The sequence below is a fragment of the Desulfocurvus sp. DL1XJH-121 genome, from assembly GCF_054819825.1.
Window position 1 is genome coordinate 295,084 of record NZ_JBTVWW010000002.1, and the last position, 19,468, is coordinate 314,551.

16 protein-coding genes and 1 tRNA gene are annotated in these 19,468 nt (G+C 65.2%); 9 read left to right on the top strand and 8 right to left on the bottom strand.

The genetic code is table 11. The annotated features are described in order from the left end of the window. Window positions 1-124 precede the first annotated feature (124 nt). The 7 genes from ACYYG1_RS02825 to ACYYG1_RS02855 form a co-directional block, all read right to left on the bottom strand. Window positions 125-3,361 carry an efflux RND transporter permease subunit gene (locus ACYYG1_RS02825; RefSeq protein ID WP_461208751.1) on the bottom strand — a complete coding sequence of 1,079 codons (3,237 nt, stop codon included), beginning with the start codon at window positions 3,359-3,361 and terminating at the stop codon, window positions 125-127. Then, window positions 3,351-4,502 carry an efflux RND transporter periplasmic adaptor subunit gene (locus tag ACYYG1_RS02830; protein ID WP_461208752.1) on the bottom strand — a complete coding sequence of 384 codons (1,152 nt, stop codon included), beginning with the start codon at window positions 4,500-4,502 and terminating at the stop codon, window positions 3,351-3,353. The genes ACYYG1_RS02825 and ACYYG1_RS02830 overlap by 11 nt, the downstream gene beginning before the upstream one ends. 44 nt (window positions 4,503-4,546) lie before the next feature. Next, window positions 4,547-4,741: a YgaP family membrane protein gene (locus tag ACYYG1_RS02835; protein ID WP_461208753.1), complete on the bottom strand. Its 195-nt coding sequence runs from the start codon at window positions 4,739-4,741 to the stop codon at window positions 4,547-4,549. A gap of 55 nt (window positions 4,742-4,796) precedes the next feature. Further along, entirely contained in the window at window positions 4,797-6,077 is a 1,281-nt protein-coding gene (locus tag ACYYG1_RS02840) for an EAL and HDOD domain-containing protein (RefSeq protein WP_461208754.1), read from the bottom strand. A 124-nt stretch (window positions 6,078-6,201) separates the two neighbouring features. After that, on the bottom strand, window positions 6,202-7,038 hold the full coding sequence (locus ACYYG1_RS02845) for an ABC transporter permease (protein ID WP_461208755.1): 837 nt from the start codon (window positions 7,036-7,038) through the stop codon (window positions 6,202-6,204). Then, on the bottom strand, window positions 7,035-8,030 hold the full coding sequence (locus tag ACYYG1_RS02850) for an ABC transporter permease (protein WP_461208756.1): 996 nt from the start codon (window positions 8,028-8,030) through the stop codon (window positions 7,035-7,037). Before ACYYG1_RS02850 ends, ACYYG1_RS02845 begins: the two co-directional genes overlap by 4 nt. A gap of 96 nt (window positions 8,031-8,126) precedes the next feature. After that, on the bottom strand, window positions 8,127-9,872 hold the full coding sequence (locus ACYYG1_RS02855) for a hypothetical protein (RefSeq protein WP_461208757.1): 1,746 nt from the start codon (window positions 9,870-9,872) through the stop codon (window positions 8,127-8,129). 268 nt (window positions 9,873-10,140) lie between these two features. On the opposite strand from ACYYG1_RS02855, the gene ACYYG1_RS02860 reads away from it, so the two are divergent. The 9 genes from ACYYG1_RS02860 (at window position 10,141) to ACYYG1_RS02900 (ending at window position 19,058) form a co-directional block, all read left to right on the top strand. After that, a tRNA-Ala gene (locus ACYYG1_RS02860) sits at window positions 10,141-10,216 on the top strand. Window positions 10,217-10,322: 106 nt separating this feature from the next. Next, window positions 10,323-10,661 carry a hypothetical protein gene (locus ACYYG1_RS02865; protein WP_461208775.1) on the top strand — a complete coding sequence of 113 codons (339 nt, stop codon included), beginning with the start codon at window positions 10,323-10,325 and terminating at the stop codon, window positions 10,659-10,661. A 318-nt stretch (window positions 10,662-10,979) separates the two neighbouring features. After that, a complete protein-coding gene (locus ACYYG1_RS02870) occupies window positions 10,980-11,273 on the top strand; it encodes a UxaA family hydrolase (RefSeq protein WP_461208758.1) in 294 nt (97 codons plus the stop codon). A 2-nt stretch (window positions 11,274-11,275) separates the two neighbouring features. Further along, on the top strand, window positions 11,276-12,475 hold the full coding sequence (locus ACYYG1_RS02875) for a UxaA family hydrolase (RefSeq protein ID WP_461208759.1): 1,200 nt from the start codon (window positions 11,276-11,278) through the stop codon (window positions 12,473-12,475). Window positions 12,476-12,621: 146 nt separating this feature from the next. After that, window positions 12,622-13,578 carry a Bug family tripartite tricarboxylate transporter substrate binding protein gene (locus ACYYG1_RS02880; RefSeq protein ID WP_461208760.1) on the top strand — a complete coding sequence of 319 codons (957 nt, stop codon included), beginning with the start codon at window positions 12,622-12,624 and terminating at the stop codon, window positions 13,576-13,578. 98 nt (window positions 13,579-13,676) lie between these two features. Further along, window positions 13,677-14,150, top strand: coding sequence for a tripartite tricarboxylate transporter TctB family protein (locus ACYYG1_RS02885; RefSeq protein ID WP_461208761.1), 474 nt, complete (start codon window positions 13,677-13,679; stop codon window positions 14,148-14,150). An 11-nt stretch (window positions 14,151-14,161) separates the two neighbouring features. Next, the gene (locus tag ACYYG1_RS02890) at window positions 14,162-15,652 is read left to right on the top strand and encodes a tripartite tricarboxylate transporter permease (RefSeq protein ID WP_461208762.1); all 1,491 of its coding nucleotides are present in this window, start codon (window positions 14,162-14,164) and stop codon (window positions 15,650-15,652) included. 57 nt (window positions 15,653-15,709) lie between these two features. Further along, window positions 15,710-17,017: a nickel pincer cofactor-dependent isomerase, group 22 gene (locus tag ACYYG1_RS02895; protein WP_461208763.1), complete on the top strand. Its 1,308-nt coding sequence runs from the start codon at window positions 15,710-15,712 to the stop codon at window positions 17,015-17,017. A 139-nt stretch (window positions 17,018-17,156) separates the two neighbouring features. Continuing rightward, window positions 17,157-19,058, top strand: coding sequence for a sigma 54-interacting transcriptional regulator (locus ACYYG1_RS02900; RefSeq protein WP_461208764.1), 1,902 nt, complete (start codon window positions 17,157-17,159; stop codon window positions 19,056-19,058). A 188-nt stretch (window positions 19,059-19,246) separates the two neighbouring features. On the opposite strand, the gene ACYYG1_RS02905 is transcribed toward ACYYG1_RS02900, so the two are convergent. Further along, a partial coding sequence (locus ACYYG1_RS02905) for an aconitase X swivel domain-containing protein (protein ID WP_461208765.1) occupies window positions 19,247-19,468 on the bottom strand: 222 nt, incomplete at its 5' end.

Here is a 19,468-nt window from a genome sequence, read left to right on the forward strand (position 1 = left end):
TTGCGCTTCGTTGAGATGCAAGGCGCAAAAAAAATCAAACCCTCGCGTACGGGGAGTACGCGAGGGTTTGATTTTTTTTGCAGCAGCGAAGCGACGCAGCAGATTGCTGTTTTTCAACGGCCTGCTAGGTCGCCTTGTTCCGGTTCAGGGCGTAGTAGGCCACGGGCACCACCACCAGGGTGAAGGCCGTGGACGCGAACAGCCCGGTGATCAGCGCCCAGGCCAGGCCCGAGAAGATGGGGTCCAGGGTGATGGGCCACGCACCCAGGGCCGTGGTTCCCGCCGTGAGCAGGATGGGCCGCAGGCGCACGGCCCCGCTCTCCAGGATGGCCTCCTTCAGGGGCGCGCCCTGGGCCTGGGCCCCCTGGATGAACTCGATGAGCACCACGGCGTTGCGGATCACGATGCCGCCCAGGGCGATCATGCCGATCATGGACGTGGCCGTGAAGAAGATGGGGTTGGGCAGCCCGCCCACGTCCGAGGCGAAGAACAGGTTCAGGAGCCAGAACCCGGGCATGATGCCGATGACCGTCAGCGGTATGGCGCTCATGATCAGCGCGGGCAGGCCCCAGGATCTGGTCTGGATGACCAGCAGCACGAAGATGCCCAAGAGCGCCGCCACGTTGGCCAGGCCCAGGTCGCGGAACACGTCCAGGGTGATCTTCCACTCGCCCTCTCCGGCCCAGTCCACGCTGGTGCCCGGGGGGGTGGGGTCGTCCGCGAGGCGGCTTTGCAGGTCCAGGATGGCGGTGGCGGGCGAGCGCCCGGCCATCTCGCCGTACACGTAGACCACGCGGCGCAGGTTCTTGTGCTGGATGGGCTGGTCCTCGGCGCGTTGGTCGAAGGTCCCGAGTTCCGCCAGTTGGACCATCGCTCCGTCGCCGTGCAGGGGGATCTGGGACAGGCCCGAGGCGAAGGAGCGCTTGGCGCGCGGCAGCACCAGGCGCACGGGCAGGGGCTGGCGCTCGTTGGGCCGGTGCACGGTGCCCGGGGTGGCGCCGGACACGGCCAGGGCCAGGGCGTCGGTGACTTCCTTGGAGGACACGCCCGTGAGGCGCGCCTTTTCCTTGTCCAGTTCGAAATCCAGATAGGTGTGCGCGGCCTCGGCCGTGGTGTCCACGTCCGTGACGAAGGGCTCCGTGCGCATGAGCTCGGCCACGTGTTCGGCGGCCTCGATGAGCTGGGCGTAGGTGCGGTCGGGCGCGCCGTAGACCTCGGCCGTGAGGGTGGACATCACCGGCGGACCCGGCGGGGTCTCCACCACCTTGATGTCCGCGCCGGACTCCCGGGCCAGGCGCTCCAGGTCCGGGCGCAGGCGGAGCACGATGGCGTGGCTCTGTTCGCCGCGCCGGGCCTTGTCCGCCAGGTTCACGCGGATGTCGGCCAGGTTGCCGCCCTGGCGCAGGAAGTAGTGGCGGACCATGCCGTTGAAGTCCATGGGCGAGGCCGTGCCCGTGAAGCTCACGGTGGAGTCCACTTCGGGAACGGTGCGCAGGAAGTCTTCGAAACGGCGCACCACGCGGTCCGTGTTTTCCAGGGACGTGCCCTCGGGCATGTCGATGACCACCTGGAACTCGTTCTTGTTGTCGAAGGGCAGCATCTTCAGGGGCACCAAACGCAGGGCCGCCAGGGCGCAGGAGGCCAGAAGCAGCAGGCCCACCACGCCCCACAGGGCCAGGCGGCGGCCGCGCGAATCCAGGAACGGGCGCACCAGGGCCGCGTACGCCCGGGCCACGCGCGGGTCGGCCCCGGAGGACCCGGCCCCCTCGGCCTCGCCCGCGCGGCCCCGCAGCAGCAGATGCGAGAGCCAGGGCACCACGGTGAGCGCGGCCAGGGTGGAGAAGGTCACGGTCAGCGGCACGTTGGCCGCCATGGGGGCCATGTACGGGCCCATCATGCCGGTGATGAAGAACAGCGGCGTGAAGGACACGATGATGGCCAGGGTGGAGAGGATCACCGGGGGCAGGACCTCGGCCACGGCCGCCAGGGTGGCGCGGCGCGGGTCCAGGCGGCCCAGGCGGATGTGGCGCTGGATGTTGTCCACGTTGGTGATGGGGTCGTCCACCACCAGCCCCAGGGACAGGATCAGCGCGAACAGGGTCACGCGGTTGATGGTGTAGCCCAGGGCGTAGTTCACGAACAGGGCCAGGGAGAAGCTCAGCGGCACGGCCAGGGCCACCACCGCGGCTTCGCGCTTGCCCAGGGTGAAGGCCAACAGCGCCACCACCGTGAGGATGGCGAAGAACAGGGACGAAAGCAGGTTGTCCACCTTGTCCTGGGCTGTGGCCCCGTAGTCGCGGGTGATCTCGTAGGACACGTCCGCGGGCAGCACGTCCCGGGCCAGCTCGGCCATGCGCTGCTGCACGTCGCGGGCGACCCACACGGCGTTGGTACCCTTCTTTTTGGCCACGGCCAGGGTCACGGACGGGAAACAGCAACCGGCCCCGGCGTCCAGGCCCAGTTCCCTGGCCCGGCGCGGGGAAAAGCCGATGCGCGAGTAGGACGCCGCCTCCTCGGGCGCGTCCAGGACCTGGGCCACGTCGCGCACGTAGACCGGACGGCCCTCGAACACGCCCACCACCACGTCGCCCACGTCGGCGGCCGAGCGCAGGAACGAATCCGTGCGCACGGTGACGGCCCGCCCGGCCTGGTCCACGGACCCGGCGGTTATGGACGTGTCGGACGCGGCCAGGGCCGCGCGCAGGTCCTCCGGGGCCACGTTCATTCCGGCCATGCGCTGGGGGTCGAGCTCCACGCGGATCTCGCGCGGGCTGCCGCCGGTGATGGTCACGCCGGACACGTCGGGCGTCTCGGACAGGCGGTGGAAGACCTCCTCGCCCATGCGCCTGAGCTCATGCGGCCCGTAGCGGTCCGAATACAGGGTGACCATGACGACGGGCACGTCGTCGATTTCCACAGGGCGCACGTGCCAGCCGCTGACCACCGAGGGCACCAGGTCGAGATTCTTCTGGATGGCGTTGTGCAGCTTGAGCAGGGAATTCTCGCGGTCCTCGCCCACGCGGAAGCGCACCGTGGCCAGGGCCTGGTCCCGGCGGGAGGTGGAATAGACGTATTTGACCCCGTCGATCTGCCAGAGGATGCGCTCCAGGGGCGTGGTGACCAGCTTCTCCACCTCGCGGGCGCTGGCCCCGGGCACGCTGACCAGCACGTCGGCCATGGGCACCACGATCTGCGGCTCCTCCTCGCGCGGGGTGACGAAGATGGCCGCCGCGCCCAGGCACAGGGCCGCGAAGACCAGCATCACCGAGAGCCGCGTCTGAAGGAACGCGGCCACCACCGAGGGGATCAGGCCCCTGGGCTCGTCGGGGGCGGATTGTTCCGGCGCGGGTTTATCCGGCATGCGCCGCCCCCCACAGGCCAACGGTCTCGCCCCCGGAAAGCCCGGAGAGGATCTCCACGTCCGCGCCCCGGCGCTGCCCTGTCTTCACGTACACGCTGCGCCAGGCCTCGCCTTCCTTGACCAGCACGGTCTCCAGCTGGCCCACCCGGCGCACGGCCGCGGCGTCCACCAGCACGGCCTCGCGGCTGGCCGAGGGCACCAGCAGGCGGCCGAACATGCCCACGTAGGTCCGGGTCATGTCCGGCAGGCCCACTTTGACCAGGAAGGTCCTGGTTGCCGGGTCCGCCGAGGGCGCTACCTCCTCCACCACGCCCGCGACCGTGCGCGACAGGGCCGGGATGGACACGTCCAACTCCCCGCCCACGCGCACGTTGCCGATGAGCCCCTCGCGCACGTGGGCCTCCAGGCGCATGGCCCCGGCGGTCTGCACCACCAGCAGGGCCTTGCCGGGAACGGCCAGGTCCCCGGGCTCCACGCTGCGCCGGGCCACCTCCATGTCCTCGGGCGCGCGGATCACCGCGTGGCCCAGAGCGATCTTCGTCTCCTCCAGGGCCTCGGCCGCGCGCGCGGTCCTGGCCTGGGCCGAGGCCAGGCCTTCGCGGGCCTGGCGCACCCGGGCCTCGGCCTGCAGGAAGTCCGAACGGGCCTGGTCCTCCTCGCGGGCGGTGACGGCCCGGTCCTTGGCCAGGGCCAGGATGCGCTGGAACTGGGCCTTGGCGTTGTCCAGGGCGGCCTCGGCCTCCTTCACTGCCTGGCGGGCGCGTTCGCGCTCGGCCTGGGTCGAGGCCAGGGCGTCCCCGGCCTGGGCCATGCGCGAGGCGGGCTCGCGGTCGTCCAGCTCGATGAGCGGGTCGCCCCGGCGCACGAAGTCCCCGGCGCGCACGTGCACCTTGCGCACCTTGCCCGTGATCTGGGCCTCGATGCGCGTCTCCGTGCGCGGCCGGATGGTGCCCACGGCCTCGAAGAATTCCGTGACGGTCTCGGTGCGGGCCTGGGCCGTGGCCCTGGGCGGGGCCTCGCCTTTCTGGCGGGGTACGGCGGCGTCCGGGTCGATGACCCCGGTGCGGAAGGCCCCGGCTGCCCAGAGCACCACCAGGGCGGCGGCGGCCAGGGTCAGGGCGGGAATGATGCGTTTGTTCATGGAACTGTCCCGGGTGTTGGGCCGGCCGCGCGGGGCCGGCGAGGCTAGGCGTCCTTGGAACGGTTCAGGCGGCGCAGCACGGCCAGGAGCGGGCAGGTGTCCGTGAAGGCCGACTGCAGCAGGTTCGCGCCCACGAAGGCCGTGAGCAGGAGCCACCATGGCGAATGCAGCCAGGAAAGGATGGCCGAGGCCAGGACGAAGGTTCCGGCCACGCCGCGGATGATGCGTTCGGGGTTCATGCGTCCCTCCTTGCGGCCCTGAAGGGCCAGGTGTTGGCGTGCTCCGCGAGAGCGATCAGGCCGATTCCGTGGCCTGGTCGGCCTGGGCCGAGCCGTGCTTGAAGAAGGTGTTGGCCCAGAGCACGGACTTGTAATAGCTCACCGCCACCACCAGCCGGTTCAGGCCCAGCTCGTCCGTGAGCACGTCCAGGTCCTCCCAGGCGCCCTTTTCGTGGGCGCGCACCAGGGCCAGCCAGGTGCCCTGGTAGTTGCGCGTCCCGGTGAGGGCGGCCTTGATGTCCTCGGGCAGGGGCAGCCTGTCCACGATGACGTCCATGGGCATGTCCAGCATGGCCTCCAGCAGGGAGAAGAGCCCCAGCAGGAACATGCTGTCCGGGTCGGCCTTGGCCGAGTCCTGGCTGCGGGCGATGAGCTCCAGGAACTTGCCGCGCTGCACGGCCACGAAGAACAGTTCCGAGGCCTTGCCCTTGGGCTGCATGTCCGTGAGTACGATGACCCTAAGCCAGTTCTTGAGCTGCTTCCAGCCCAGGAGCACGATGGCCTGCTTGATGGACTGGATGGGCTGGGTGAAGGCGAAGGCCGCCGAGTTCAGGTACGTGAGCAGGCGGTAGCTGATGGACACGTCGGTCTGGATGTCCTTGGCCAGCTGTTCGAAGTCCGGGTCCTGCTGCTCGATGCTGCGCAAGAGGTTGAAGCGCGAAACCTGGTGCGAGGTCAGCTTGCGGTTCTGGATCAGCTCGGGCTTGCGGAAGAAGAAGCCCTGGAACAGGGGGAAGCCCAGGTGCTTGGCCATGGAGAAGGCCTCGGTGTCCTGGACCCGCTTGGAGAGCGCCGGGACGCCCGCCTGCTTGGCCTTCTCCAGGATGGGGGCGATGACCTCGGCTTCCTTGTCCAGGATGTCGATGATCACCAGATCCGCCACCTTGAGGGCCGCGTCGGAGCGTCCCTCGAAGTCGTCCACCGCGATGGAGTAGCCGTCGCGCGTGAGTTCGCTCAGGGCCTTGGCCGTGTCCGGCGACTTCAGGGCGCCTTCGGGCACCTGGACCACGGTGTGGCCGGGGGGCAGGGCGTAGGGCACGTTCTCCAGGATGCCCTGCTCGCCGAAATTGACCAGGATCTTCTTGTCCGTACCGTAGAAATCCTCGGGCGCTATGGTCGAGTCCGCGGTCACGCCCAGGGTGGCCTGGTCCAGGTCCGAGATGTCGGCCTTTTCCGCTTCCGGGCCGCCCCTGAACAAAAGCTCGTAGCCCCAGACCCGGTTGTGCCTGTCGAAGATGGGCTGGCGCGCGAAATACGTATGCAGGAAGCAGGAGGACTCCGGAGTTTCCGTGTGCATAGGCGTCCTTGTTTGGTTAGAGGCCTGTCCGCTGCCCGGCGAACGGGAAATCCACTGTTTGAACTATACGGACAGGTTGGAGCGAGTGCAAGGAAAGATGGCCCGTCCCAGCGGGGCGCGCGCGTCAGGCGCGCAGGCGGGGATCGAAGCGGTCGCGCAGCGCCTCGCCCAGGAGGTTGTAGCCCAGCACCGTGATCAGGATGGCCAGCCCAGGGAAGAAGGACAGCCACGGCGCGAAGGTCAGGACGTCCTTGCCCTCCATGAGCATGTTGCCCCAGCTGGGCATGGGCGGCTGCACCCCCAGGCCCAGGAAGGACAGGGACGACTCCACCAGGATGGCCCCGGCCACGCCCAGGGTGGCGGAGACCAGCACCGGGGCCACGGCGTTGGGCAGGATGTGCAAGAGGATGATGCGCCCGGGCCCGGCCCCGGCCACCTTGGCCGCGAGCACGAAGTCCCGGCCCCGGAGCGTCAGGGTCTCGGCGCGCACCAGGCGCGCCACGCCCATCCAGGACGTGGCCCCGATGACCACCATGATGTTGGCCAGGCTGGGCTCCAGGAAGGCGATGACCGCAAGGATCAGGAAAAAGGACGGGAAGCAGAGCATCACGTCCACCCCGCGCATGATGATCTCGTCCGTGAGGCCGCCGAAATAGCCCGCGGCCAGGCCCAGGGCCAAGCCGATGGCCACGGAGATGCCCACGGCCACGAAGCCCACCCACAGCGAGACCCGCGCGCCGAAGAGCATGCGCGAGAACACGTCGCGGCCCAGGCCGTCGGTGCCGAGGAGATGCGCGGCCGAGGGGCCCTGGAAGAGGTGGTCCACGTTCAGCGAAGTGGGGTCGTAGGGCGCTATCCAGGGCGCGGCCAGGGCGGCCAGGGACATCAGCCCCACGATGGCCAGGCCCACGGCGAGCATGCCCTGGCGCGGCAGCAGGCGGGAGAGCCCGGGTATCCTCATGAGCCGCGCCCCCTGGAGCGGATGCGCGGGTCCGCCAGCCCGTAGGCCAGGTCGGCCAGGAGGTTGCCCGCCAGGGTCAAGAGGGCGCCAAGCACCAGGTTGCCCATGATCAGCGGGTAGTCCCGGGCCATGACCCCCTGGTAGAACAGTTGCCCTAGGCCGGGCAGGGCGAAGATGGACTCGATGATCACGCTGCCGCCGATGAGCCCGGGCACGGACAGGCCCAGGATGGTGATGACGGGGAGCAGCGCGTTGCGCATGGCGTGCTTGAAGATGACCGTGGTCAGCGGCAGGCCCTTGGCCCGGGCCGTGAGGATGTAGTCCTGCCGCAGGACCTCCAGCATGCTGGTGCGCATGAAGCGGCTCATGCCCGCCAGGCTGCCGAAGGTGTACACGAACAGCGGCAGGGCCAGGTGCGCGGCCAGGTCGCCCATCCTGCCCCAGAAGGTCATCTGCTCGAAGCCCAGGGACGTGAGTCCGGAGATGGGCAGAATGGGCCATTGGATGCAGAAGGCGTACATGAGCAAGAGCGCCAGCCAGAACCCGGGCATGGCGAAGCCGATGAACACCAGCACCGTGGCCGAGCGGTCGAACCAGCCGCCCCGCCACCAGGCCGAGGCCACGCCGATGGGAATGGTGATGGCCAGGGTCAGGATCAGCGAGGCCACGTTCATGCCGAAGGTCAGCGGCAGGCGCTCCACGATCTTGTCCCACACCGGGCGGTGGTCCCCGCTCATGGAGCGGCCGAAGTCCAGGCGCGTCAGGCGCGAGAGCCAGCTCAGGTATTGCACGTGCAGGGGCTTGTCCAGGCCGTAGAGGGCCTCCAGCCGGGCGCGGGCGTCGGACGAGGCCTCGGGGTTCAGGGTGGTCTGCAAATCCGTGGGCGAGCCCGGCGCGAGGTGGATCACGCTGAAGCTGATCACCGTGATGCCGATGAAGATGACCGCGATCCAGAGGATCTTGGCGAGGATGCGTCGGGCAAGGGCTGGCATGGGCATTGTTCTAGGGCAAGACGGCCCGGGTGGCAATGCCGAGCGGCCCCGCCGGGATGGGCGCGGGGCCGGAAGGTGCGCGAAGGCGCGGGGCGGTTATTCGTCTTCCGCCGGGCCCAGGCGCTGGATGAGCTCCGAGACGTCGTCCATGGTCAGGCTGGTCTCCTTGCCCATGGATTCGGCCGCGGTGTGGAACTCGCGGTCCACGTCCTCCAGGGGGGCGGCGGCGACGGCGTTGCGGGTTTCGCGGTTCGCGCCCTCGCTCTTGGAGGCCACGGTGGACGTCTTGAGGGTGTCCGGGCCCTCGCGGTCGCCCTCCTGGATGAATTCGTGGGAGGCGATGACCGCGCGCTGCTTGAGCTTGCCGTCCTCGAAGCTTTCCTCGGCGTGCTCGCTCTTGTGCAGCACGGCCGGGGTGTCGTCCTCGGTGAGCCCGCCGCCCGTGCGGATGTCCATGTCCCTGGGCGTGAGGTTTTTGGTGGCGGCCTCCATGTCCGTCTGGCGTGCCACCATGTCCCCGTCGCGGTATATCTCGTTCTCCCAGGCGATCTCGTAGATCTTGTCCGCCGTGCCGCTCCGGGCGGCCTTATCAGCGAGATTGTAGGAGTCCTTGGCCGCCCTGCGCTCCAGGTCCTCGGTGAAATGGTCCCCGTCGGTGCCCGCGCCCAGCAGGTCCATACCCAGCAGGCCGGCGGCCGAACGCGGCGTGGTGGAGGAGAATTCGCTTTTGTGCAGGCCCAGGGCGTCCTGGTGCATATCCAGGGTGTCCAGCAGGGTGGGCTGCTCGCCCAGCTGCTTGTTTTTGGATTCCTCCATGGTCAGGGCTCCCTGGCTGCGCTTGACCAGTTCGCCCTTGTTGTACCAGGTCACGCTGACCTTCTGGCGCTGCAGGCCGTTGGTGGAGAAGTCCGAATCCTGGTGCGAGTCGCTGAAGGACGCCTCGCGGATCAGGTTGCCGTCCTGGTCGTAGGAGCTGACCCGGATCTGGAGATTGGTGTCCTGGAACATGCTCTTGGTGGTGTGCGGAGCCATGTCGTCGTGTTGCTCCTCGCTGCGGTTGGTCTTGTTTTCGAACGTGTTTTTCTGGCTGATGTGCATGTCCTGGATCAGGCGGCCGTTGGCGAATTCCTGGATGCTGGCGGAGTAGATGGTCTTGTGGGTGCTCCTGGTCATGCCCCCGGCGATCTCCTCCAGGGTCTTGGGCAGCCCGGCCAGCCCGGCCTTGACCAGGCCCTTGGCGGAAAAGTCCGCGTCTACCTCGGGGTCCTCGTCCGCGGGGAATGCGCCGCCCTGCGAGGTGTAGTCGCTTTCCAGCTTCATGCTGTCCTGCATCTGGCGGACGAGCTGGCCGTTGTCGAACCATTGGGCGCTGCGGCGCATGCGCGCCGAGGTGGTCAGGCCCTTGGTGTCGTCCAGGCCCAGAAGCTCGGTGTGGATGGCCTGGCTGACCTTGCCGTTGTGGCCGTAGATCTCCGTGTCCAGGACCACGCCCTCGGTGGTGAGCAGGCCGGTGGCTTTCTTGACCAGCTTGCCGTTCTTGTATTCCTCGAGCTCCATGGTGTCGCCGTCGATGGACACCACCTGCTTGTTGCCGTTGGACAGGGTCGTGGTACCCGCCTTGATCCCGAAATATTCGCCCCAGGGGTCCTCCATGGTCTCCTGCGGTTTGTCGGCGGCCTCGCGGCCCTCCTCGGAGATGTCCACGGTATAGGCCGGGCCAGAGGCCTGGTCCACCTTGCCGGAGCGCTCCAGATCGTCGGCGCTCAAGGCTTCCAGGGGCTGGCTTTCCGCCCAGTACAGGCTCGAGGACTGGATGGACAGGGGATCGAAGCTGTTGGACATGGCGAGGCTCCGTAGCTGGTCGCGGCGCGGGGATGCGCGTTGCGTTTACCTATAATGTATCGGCGCATGTTAACATATCTTTAAGGGTTGTCGGGCTGTTGGCTCTGTCTGCGGAATGGTTTCCACCGGAGGCCCAGCAAACTGACGCGCTCCGCCGGGCGACCCCTTCCGGTTTCGCCGGCAAACGAAGACGGACCGGACAGGAATCCCTCCTGTTCCGGGCTTGACAAGCGAATGGTTTTGGGTAAATTGCCTTCTCCCAAAGCGTGGGGCTGTAGCTCAGTTGGGAGAGCGCTTGAATGGCATTCAAGAGGCCGTCAGTTCGATTCTGTCCAGCTCCACCAATTTTTCAAAGGCTTAGATCGATCCGATCTAAGCCTTTTTTCATGCGCGAGATTGTTGTCTAACGGCTGTCCAACGTTTGGTGGTGTCGTGGTGTAGGCCTTGCCGGTGGAGCTTGGCGGCGGCTTCGTGCACTGTGCCCACGGCATTGTGCCCGTTCCTGCGTCCGTCATGGAAGCCGATCTGTACGGCGGGATCCGGCCCACGGATGCGGCCATCCTCGTCGGGCTCACGGACTGCTTCGCTGCCGTCTTATCCTTAACGGCCCTGGGCGCTTTTCGAGCCTCCTGGGCATGCTTGCCTCCTGCGCCAGCAGTGTTGCCGTGGTCAATATCGGCAACGGCTTCCAGGTGCCTGCAAAACCAACCACCTCGTTCAGGCCTAAGCGAACGGAAGCGCCCCGCTCGTATCCCTGTTTTTTGCATTCCCCTGGCCCGCCGGCAATGAAAAGCCGCTTTCGAGAGTTCCGCATTCCGCAGCCGCCGGAAGCGGCTTTTGCTGTTGTCCGCTTTGAGCGGGCAAACTAATTTTCTGTCCGAATTTCTCCCTTGCCTCATTGGGCTTCATTGCCGCCATTTCAAGTCTGAAACACAATTGCAGATCGTCATCCACTGTTGAAAGGCAGGGGAATGAAACCGAAAGGGTGCCAACGGTGGAGTTATTCTTTTTTTCAACTAATCAATTAAAAATATTCATTTTATTTCCTGGCGGAAGGTTTGGCAGGCTAATTGCTTTATGTCGTGCAACCAAACTTCGGAGGATAGCATGAAATCTATTATTGTGATGAACGGAAAAGACAATGTGGGTAATGCCCTTGAGGATATCCACAAGGACGACGAGGTCTCATACGTCTCGGATGGTGAAGAACGGCGATTTATCGCTGTGGACGATATTCCATTCGGATTCAAGATCGCGCTTTGCGACATCGCCGTCGATGCTGACATTGTTAAATACAAGGAAGTCATCGGCGTAGCTTCGCAACCCATCAAAAGCGGAGAATGCGTTCATATCCACAACGTGAAAGGCAAGCGGGGGCGAGGCGACCTCGCGGAGGCATAGGCATGAAGTTCAAAGGATTCATTCGGCCCGACGGTTCGGTAGGCATCAGAAACCATGTGCTCATCATCGCCAACGCCCGCGGTGCGTCCAATTTGGCGCTGCTGATCAGTCGGCTGGTTCACGGGGCCACGGTCTACGTGCAGCCCCAGGAAGGCGGGCGGGATATCGCAGACCGGCGAACCGTCGCGCGAACCCTCATCGGCGTGGCGCGCAACCCCAATGTTGGGGCCGTGCTTGTGGTTGGCGTCAAAGAGGATAGCGGCTACCCTGAATTCGACTATAAGAATTTCGTGGCGGAAATCGCCGCCAGCGGCAAGCCCGTGGATACAGTCTTCCTGAGTACTTGCGGCGGGCTGCAGCAGGCCCTGGGCGAAGGCATGCGCAAGGCCAGGGCGCTGATCCAAAGGGCCAGTGAATGCGAACGTGAAGAAGTCGGCCTCGGCGAGTTGAGCGTGGCCGTCAAATGTGGATATTCCGATCCCACCTCGGGCATGTCCGGCAACCCCGTGGTCGGTTACCTGTTCGACCGTGTCGTCGAGGCTGGCGGCACAGCCATGTTCTCTGAAACCACCGAGGTCATCGGGGCCGAGCACCTTCTGGCCAAGCGGTTCGTCGACGCGGGCGAGCGCCAGAAATTCCTGGACGCCGTGGAGCGTGTGGAGCTGCAGGCCAAGTCCACCGGCGAAGACATCCGCGAGATTAATCCCATCCCGGCCAATATTCAGGCTGGTTTGACCACCCTTGAGGAAAAATCCCTGGGCGCCATCGTCAAGTCCGGCAGCATGCCGCTGCAGGGCTGCGTGGCGTATGGCGAAAAGCCCACGGGCCGCGGGCTCTACTTCATGGATGCCTGGATGTCTTCGTCGGCCCTGTTCCTGGGCTTTGCGGCGGCGGGCGCGGTGCTGACCATCTTCCAGGTAGGCGGCGGCCGGTTCCCCAATGATGCGCTGTTGCCCTCGGCCAACTCCGGTCTCGTGGCTCCGACATTGTTCATGACCGGCAATCCGCAGGCCTACGTCAACATCCACGAGGAAGTGGACTTCACTTCAAGCACGGTGATTTCCGAGAAGGAGTCCCTCTCCGCGGCCGGCGACCGTTTGGTGAACGAGGTCCTGCGCTATGCGTCGGGCCGGCTGGTCAAGGGCGAGATCATGGGCGTGAAGGAATTCCCGGAAATGTACCTGCAGGGACCCTGTTTGTAATCCCGACTCGGGAAAGTGTTGAACCGATGATTCAAAGGGTGCGGGCGACTGGAGGCGTACTCATGCCCGCCACAGTGGAACGGCCTTGCAGGCCTTGGATGGTTGTCCTGGGCCGGGGCTGCAAACCCATTCGAATGGAGGAAAATATGCGGAAGGGAATCGTTGCGTTGCTGAGCGTGCTCACACTGTGTTGCCTGGCCCTGCCTGCCATGGCCGGATCCTACCCGGAAAAACCCATTCAGATGATCGTGCCCTACAAGCCCGGTGGCGGCAGCGACGTGTCAGCCCGTATCGTCGCCGAGCATCTCAAGAAGTACCTGCCCAAGCCCGTCGTGGTTACGAACATCACGGGATCGGCGGGCGGCATGGGGACCATGGCCGCCCAGAAGGCCCGTCCGGACGGATACACAGTCCTGTGGGAGCATCAGAACATGACCATGGTGCCCCTGGTGCGCAAGACCAAGTACTCGTGGAAATCCTTTGATCCCGTGTGCATGGTGGCCGCCTCCTCCATGTGCATGATCGTGCCCAAGAACAGCCCCTGGCAAACCGCCAAGGAGGCCATCGGTGCCATTCAGGCCGAGCCCAACAAGTACCGCTGGGTCATGGCCATGGGCGGAGTGTCGCAGTTCGTCTACCTGTACATCAGGGACGCCGCCGACATCGAGCCGCTGCCCATCCCCACCACCGGCGACAAGAACCGCATCCTCAGCCTCATGGGCGGCAACGGCGACATCAGCTGCGTGACCTTCTCCGCCGCGTTGCCCTATGCCAAGTCCGGCGACCTGCGCATCCTGGCCATCCTCTCGGACGAACGTTCGCCCTACGAGCCCGAGATCCCCACCCTCAAGGAGCAGGGCGTGGATGCCTCCTTTGACTTCTACTACACGGCCTGGATGCCCAAGGGCAGCCCCAAGGAGGCCATCGAAACCATGAGAGCCGCCTTCCAGAAGGCGGTGAATGATGCGGATTGCCGTGAGGCCCTGAAGGCGCAATGCTTCGTGCCCCGCTACCATGACGTTCCGGAAACCATGAAGATCTGGCAGGGCCAGGCCGATCTCAACTACAACGTGGCCAAGCGCCACCACATGCTGGTCAAATAGGGGCAGGCACAATCTTCCCGCCATCCTTCCTCCCGGCCCGTGAGCGATCACGGGTTCGGGAGGAGGGGGATAACCCCCCAACTTCGGAGAATCGGTTCATGAAGGTCAAAACCGGCGACTTTGTAATGGCCCTGGTCCTGCTGCTGTTTGGAGCTCTTCTGTACCAGAGGTGCTGCGCCCTGCGGCCGGCGTGCCTCATTGCTGGGGGGCCTGTCTTTTTTCCGAAAATCCTCGTCTGGATAATGGGCCTGCTGTCCCTGGTCCTTATCTACCAGAGCATAAGCCGCCCGGGTGCCCCGGCCACGTGCGAAGAGAAGAAAACCGTCAAGCCAGCCGTCGACTGGAGGACGCTCGCCCTGCGCTGGTCGCTGGTGGGCCTGGTCATGGTCTATCTTCTCGTCATGCCCTGGCTGGGCTACATACCCTCCACGGTTCTCTTCCTGATCGTTTCAATGTGTCTACTTGGCCCCACAAAGCCTAAAAATCTGGTAATCTACGCGCTTGTATCGGGAATCGTCACATCCATTCTCTACTACGTGTTCGGTGTCTTGCTGACAGTATTCCTGCCGTAAGGAGGGGGGCCATGTTCGACTTCAGTCAAATTATCCACGTCTTCGAGCCGTTCAATCTGCTGCTCATGTTTCTGGGCGTCTTCGGCGGCCTGGTCATCGGGGCCATGCCCGGCCTCACCTCCACCATGGCGGTGGGACTGCTGGTGCCCGTTACCTTCGGGATGTCCACGGACCAGGGCCTGCTGACCCTCGTCGCGGTCTACATCGGCGGCATCTCCGGCGGCCTGGTGGCGGCGGCGCTGCTGAACATTCCCGGCACCCCGTCTTCCGTGGCCACGACCTTTGACGCCTTTCCAATGGCCCGACGAGGAGAGGCGGGAAAAGCCCTGTCATACGGGGTGTTCGCCTCGTTCCTGGGGGGGCTCATCTCCTTTGCCGTCCTGGCCCTGGTGGCCCCGCTGCTCGGGCGCTTCGCCCTGCGCTTCGGCCCGTATGAATATTTCTCCCTGGTGGTCTTCACTCTCAGTTGCATCGTTTCCATCTCGAACAAGTCCCTGGTCAAGGGCCTGCTCTCGGCTACCGTCGGGCTGCTCATGGCCATGATCGGAGTGAGTGAAACGGACAGCATCGCCCGCTTCACTTTCGGCATCGATGCCCTGGAGGCGGGCTTCTCGGTCATGCCCGTGCTCATCGGCATGTACGCCATCTCGCAGATCCTTCAGGACGTCGCCCTGATCCAGAAGCCCTTCAAGATCATCAACGCGAACTTCACGCCCAAGGAATTCTTCGGCGTGGCCAGGCGGTTCACCAAGTCCATCAAGAACGTCCTGCGCTCCGCGTTCATCGGCGTGGGGGTCGGCATCCTCCCCGGCGTCGGGCCTGGGCTGTCCAACATCGTGGCCTATTCCCAGGCCAAATCCGCTGCCGACGACCCGGACAGCTTCGGCCAGGGCAACCCCGAAGGGATCATCGCCTCGGAAACGGCCAACAACGCCGCAACGGGCGGGGCCATGATCCCCTTGCTGACCCTGGGCATACCCGGCGACGCCACGACCATGATGATGCTCGGCGCGTTCATGATCCACAACGTGCAGCCGGGGCCGCTGCTGATGCGCGACCACATGGATCTGGTGCTGGTCATCTTCACGGCGTATTTCGTCAGCAATTTCTTTATGCTGATCCTGCAGATCTATTTCATCCGGGTCTTGATCAAGGCCCTCCTGGTCCCCCGGTACATCCTTTACCCGGTGATCCTCGCCATGTGCGGCATCGGCTGCTACGCCTTGAACAACAGCATGTCCGACGTCTGGATCTTCCTGATCCTGGGTCTGGTGGGCTACTTCTTCAACCGCCAGGGATTCCCGTTGCTGCCCCTGGTGCTGGGCCTGATCCTCGGGCGCATGGCCGAGAACCAATTGCGCATCAGCTGGGTCATGGGGCGCAACAGCCTGGCTGGATACATGGATCGGCCGATCGCCCTCACCTTCCTGGCGATCGCCCTGGTTTCCGTGGTCCTGGCCCTGTACAAACGCTGGCGCGCCTCGTGGCCGGCCCACTGTTGACATCCACACCAGTCGGCAACCATTCGTGAACGAATTACGCGGCAGGAGCGCAACGCCATGACTTATAATCCGCAGTTTCCCAGCATCACCCTGCCGGGCCTTGCCCAACAGCCCATCCCGCAGTTCCTTGGGATCACGATCCGACAGCCGGTGCTCCCGCCCCTGGAGGACCTGGACAGCGCCTTGAACGAGGCCATGACGGCCAGCGAACGGCTGAACGCACTGGCTCCGGGAGCCAGGGTCGCCGTGGCCGTGGGCAGCCGCGGCATCGCCGACCTGCCCCGCATCGTGCGCGGGGTGATCGATCGGCTGACGGCCCGGGGGTTTAGCCCGTTCATCGTGCCCGCCATGGGCAGCCATGGCGGCGGTACGGACAAGGGCCAAGCCGACATGCTGGACCATCTCGGCGTCAGCGAGGAGAGCACGGGCGCGCCCGTGCTCTCCAGCATGGAGACCGTGGACCTGGGCGAGGTGGAGACCAATGTGCACGCGCACATCGACCGCAACGCCTTCGAGGCCGACGGCATCGTGATCGTCGCCAGGGTCAAGACGCACACCACATTCGAGTCGGACATCGAAAGCGGCCTGCACAAGATGGTTGCCGTTGGCCTGGGCAAGGCCATGGGCGCGCGCAACGTGCACATCTACGGCCGCCGCGGGCTGGTCGAGCTCATGCCACGCATCGCGGAGCAGTCGCTGGCCAAGGCTCCCTTCGCCCTGGGCGTGGCGGTGGTGGAGAACGGCCTGCACCAGTTGGCCGTGCTGGAAGGCGTGAGCCCCGAGGATTTCCCCGAGGCCGACCGGCGGCTGCTGGCTCTGTCCAAGTCCTGCGCCCCGAGCCTTCCCTTTGCCCAGGCCGACCTGCTTGTGGTCGAGTACCTTGGGAAAAACATCAGCGGTGCGGGCATGGACAGCAAGGTCATCGGGCGGGAAGGATTCCGGGGCGATCCCCCGCTTTCCCCGTACATCAATTCCATAGTGGCCCTGCGCACCACGGAGGTCTCGGACGGCAACAGCGCGGGCGTGGGCAACGCCGACTTCATCCCCCTGGATATGGCCAACAAAATGGACATGAAGGCCATGGCGTTCAACGCCGTCACCGCCGCGGTGACGGCTCGCGTGCGCGTTCCGCCCGTGCTGCCCACGGAACTGGATGTCGTGCGGGCCGGCCTGCGCATCTGCTGGCAACCGGACCTGTCCCTGGTGCGGGCCTGCGTGATCCAGTCCACGTCCGCTCTGGACCGCATGCTGGTCACGCGTCCCCTGCTCGACGAATTGCGGGCCGAGGGTAAGCTGAAAGAGATCTGGAAGGAGTCGCACGACTTGGAATTCGACGGAAACTCGGTTCTCGTCAGCGGCCTCTGATCTCGCGCCGTCCAGGGCGGGAAGCGCTTCGCGCGGCGCTTCCCGGAGCGGTTGGACAGGTCGGACCAGCCGATGGTATACCACGTGTGTGAGCGTGATTTAGCAACTCTGCTCTGCTCTGCTTCACGCAAGGATTCGTATGGTATCCGACATCGCCGTCATCGCTCCGGACGAAACTCTCGTTGGCCAACTGGAAGAACTCCGACAGGAAACCCTCGTGGACTTCTGCGTCCACAAAGGGCTGCTCGACGAGGCCATCGCCGTCGGCCAAAAACTCATCGACCAGGGCGCCAAGGTCCTGATCAGCAGGGACGCGACGGCCAACATACTCCGCGCGGCCTTTTCCACGCCGGTCGTGGACATTCCCGTCACCATCCACGACGTGCTCCCCCTCATCGACCAGGCGCGCAAGTACAGCGAACGCATCGCCGTGGTCGGCTTCGGGCAGCCCATCAAGGCCTCCCGCGTTCTGGCTCCGGTCCTGTCCGTAAAGCTGGAAATTTTCCAGCTCAAGGTGTTCAGCGACCTGCGCGTGGCCATGGAGCGGATCAAGGCGATGGGCATCACCGCCGTGGTGGGTTCCGGAATCGTGGCGGCCATGGCCGAGCAGATGGGCCTGCGGGGATTTTCCATCCGCATCGAGAGCGACGTGCTGCGGGACGTGCTGAAGCAGGCCGCCAAGATTCTCGAGGTGCTGCGCCGCGAGCATGAATGGAAACTGCGCCAGCAGGCCAGCATCGACGCGGCCCGCGAGGGCGTCATCGTGCTGGATGAGCGGGGGCATCTGCTGCACGCCAACCAGTGGATGCAGATAGACCCGCAACTGGGGAACACGCTTTTCGAGGCTGAGGGCCAGGACCGGAGGCTGCGGCACCGGGAAATCCTGGACGCGGTGCTCAACTGCAAGGACTGGAACGGCATGGTCTCATGCGACCAGCCCGGGCTGGAATATGTCTGCCGCGTGCATCCCGTGACCCGCAACGACAAGAACTTCGGGGCGGTGCTGCTCCTGGAGCAGGGCGGCCTCAAGGGACAGAACCTGCAGCACGAAACCTTCTTCGGCAAGGGGCTGGTCGCGGAGTATCAGTTCAAGGACATCGTGCACGACGGCGCGGCCATGCGTAGCCTCATCAGCCGGGCCAAGCGCTACGCCAGCGTGGATTCCACGGTGCTCATCCTCGGCGAATGCGGCACGGGCAAGGAACTGATCGCCCAGAGCCTGCACAACGGCAGCCGCCGCAGGCACGGGCCCTTCGTGGCCGTGAACTGCTCCGCGCTGCCCGAGCATCTCCTGGAAAGCGAGCTGTTCGGCTATGTGGAAGGCGCTTTCACCGGAGCGCGCAAGGGCGGGAAAAAAGGCCTCTTCGAACTGGCCGAATCAGGGACCCTGTTCCTGGACGAGATCGGCGAGATGACCCTGCCCATGCAGGTCAAGCTGCTCAGAACCCTGGAGACGCGCCAGATCATGCGCGTGGGCGGCGACAGAATCATTCCCGTGAACATACGCATCCTCTGCGCCACCAACCGGGACCTGCCGCGGATGATCGCCAAACGGCGTTTCCGCGAGGATCTCTATTTCCGGATTAACGTGCTGCACCTGACGCTGCCCCCTTTGCGGGAGCGGGGCTCCTGCCTGGACACCCTGGTCGGCTACTATAGCCGCGAGGTCTGCCTCCGCCTGGGGGTGCCCCCCTCGGTGATCACTCCCGAGGCCAGGGAAGTCCTGCACAGCTACCCGTACCCCGGCAACGTCCGCGAGTTGAAAAGCATCCTGGAGAGGCTTTTTGTCGACTACCAGGGGCAGCCCATCGACGCCCATGCCGTGCGGGAAAACCTGGGAACACCGGCCCCGGACAGCCAGGCGGCGCCCTCCTGCGACGTCCCCCCGCCCCCTACGCACAAACGCTTGGTGCGGCAAGAGGAGCTGCGGCACATCCACAAGGTCCTTACGGACTGCGGCGGCAATCGCAGGGAGGCGGCCCGGCGCCTGGGCATGAGCACGACCACTCTCTGGCGTAGATTGAAGAGCGAAACCCAATAACCCGCTCCGTGCCGCAGGCATGGAACATCCGGATTCGATTCATCGCGCCAAGGTTCTTCCCAACGGTCAAAGCCTGCCGAACTTCCCCCGGGAAATCAAAAAAACGCCGACGCAATAAAGCCCCGGCCCGGCCAATTGACTTGACCGGACCGGGGCCCGCGAGAGGATGCGCTTTCGAAACCTTCGGCTCAGCTCACCGTCACTTGTTCTCCGTCAATGGCGACCCGCTGCCCGTTCTTGATGGCCTGCACTGGGTTCCGGTCGAATCCGTCCAGGATGGGGATGTCGATGACCAGGGCGCATTCCGTCAGGATCGGATCGGCCGTCTCGCAAAGGATCGCGGCGGGGGCCTTTCCAACCTGCTTGGCGCGGTAGGCGATGAACGGGGCGATGGTGCCGCCCTTGCCCGT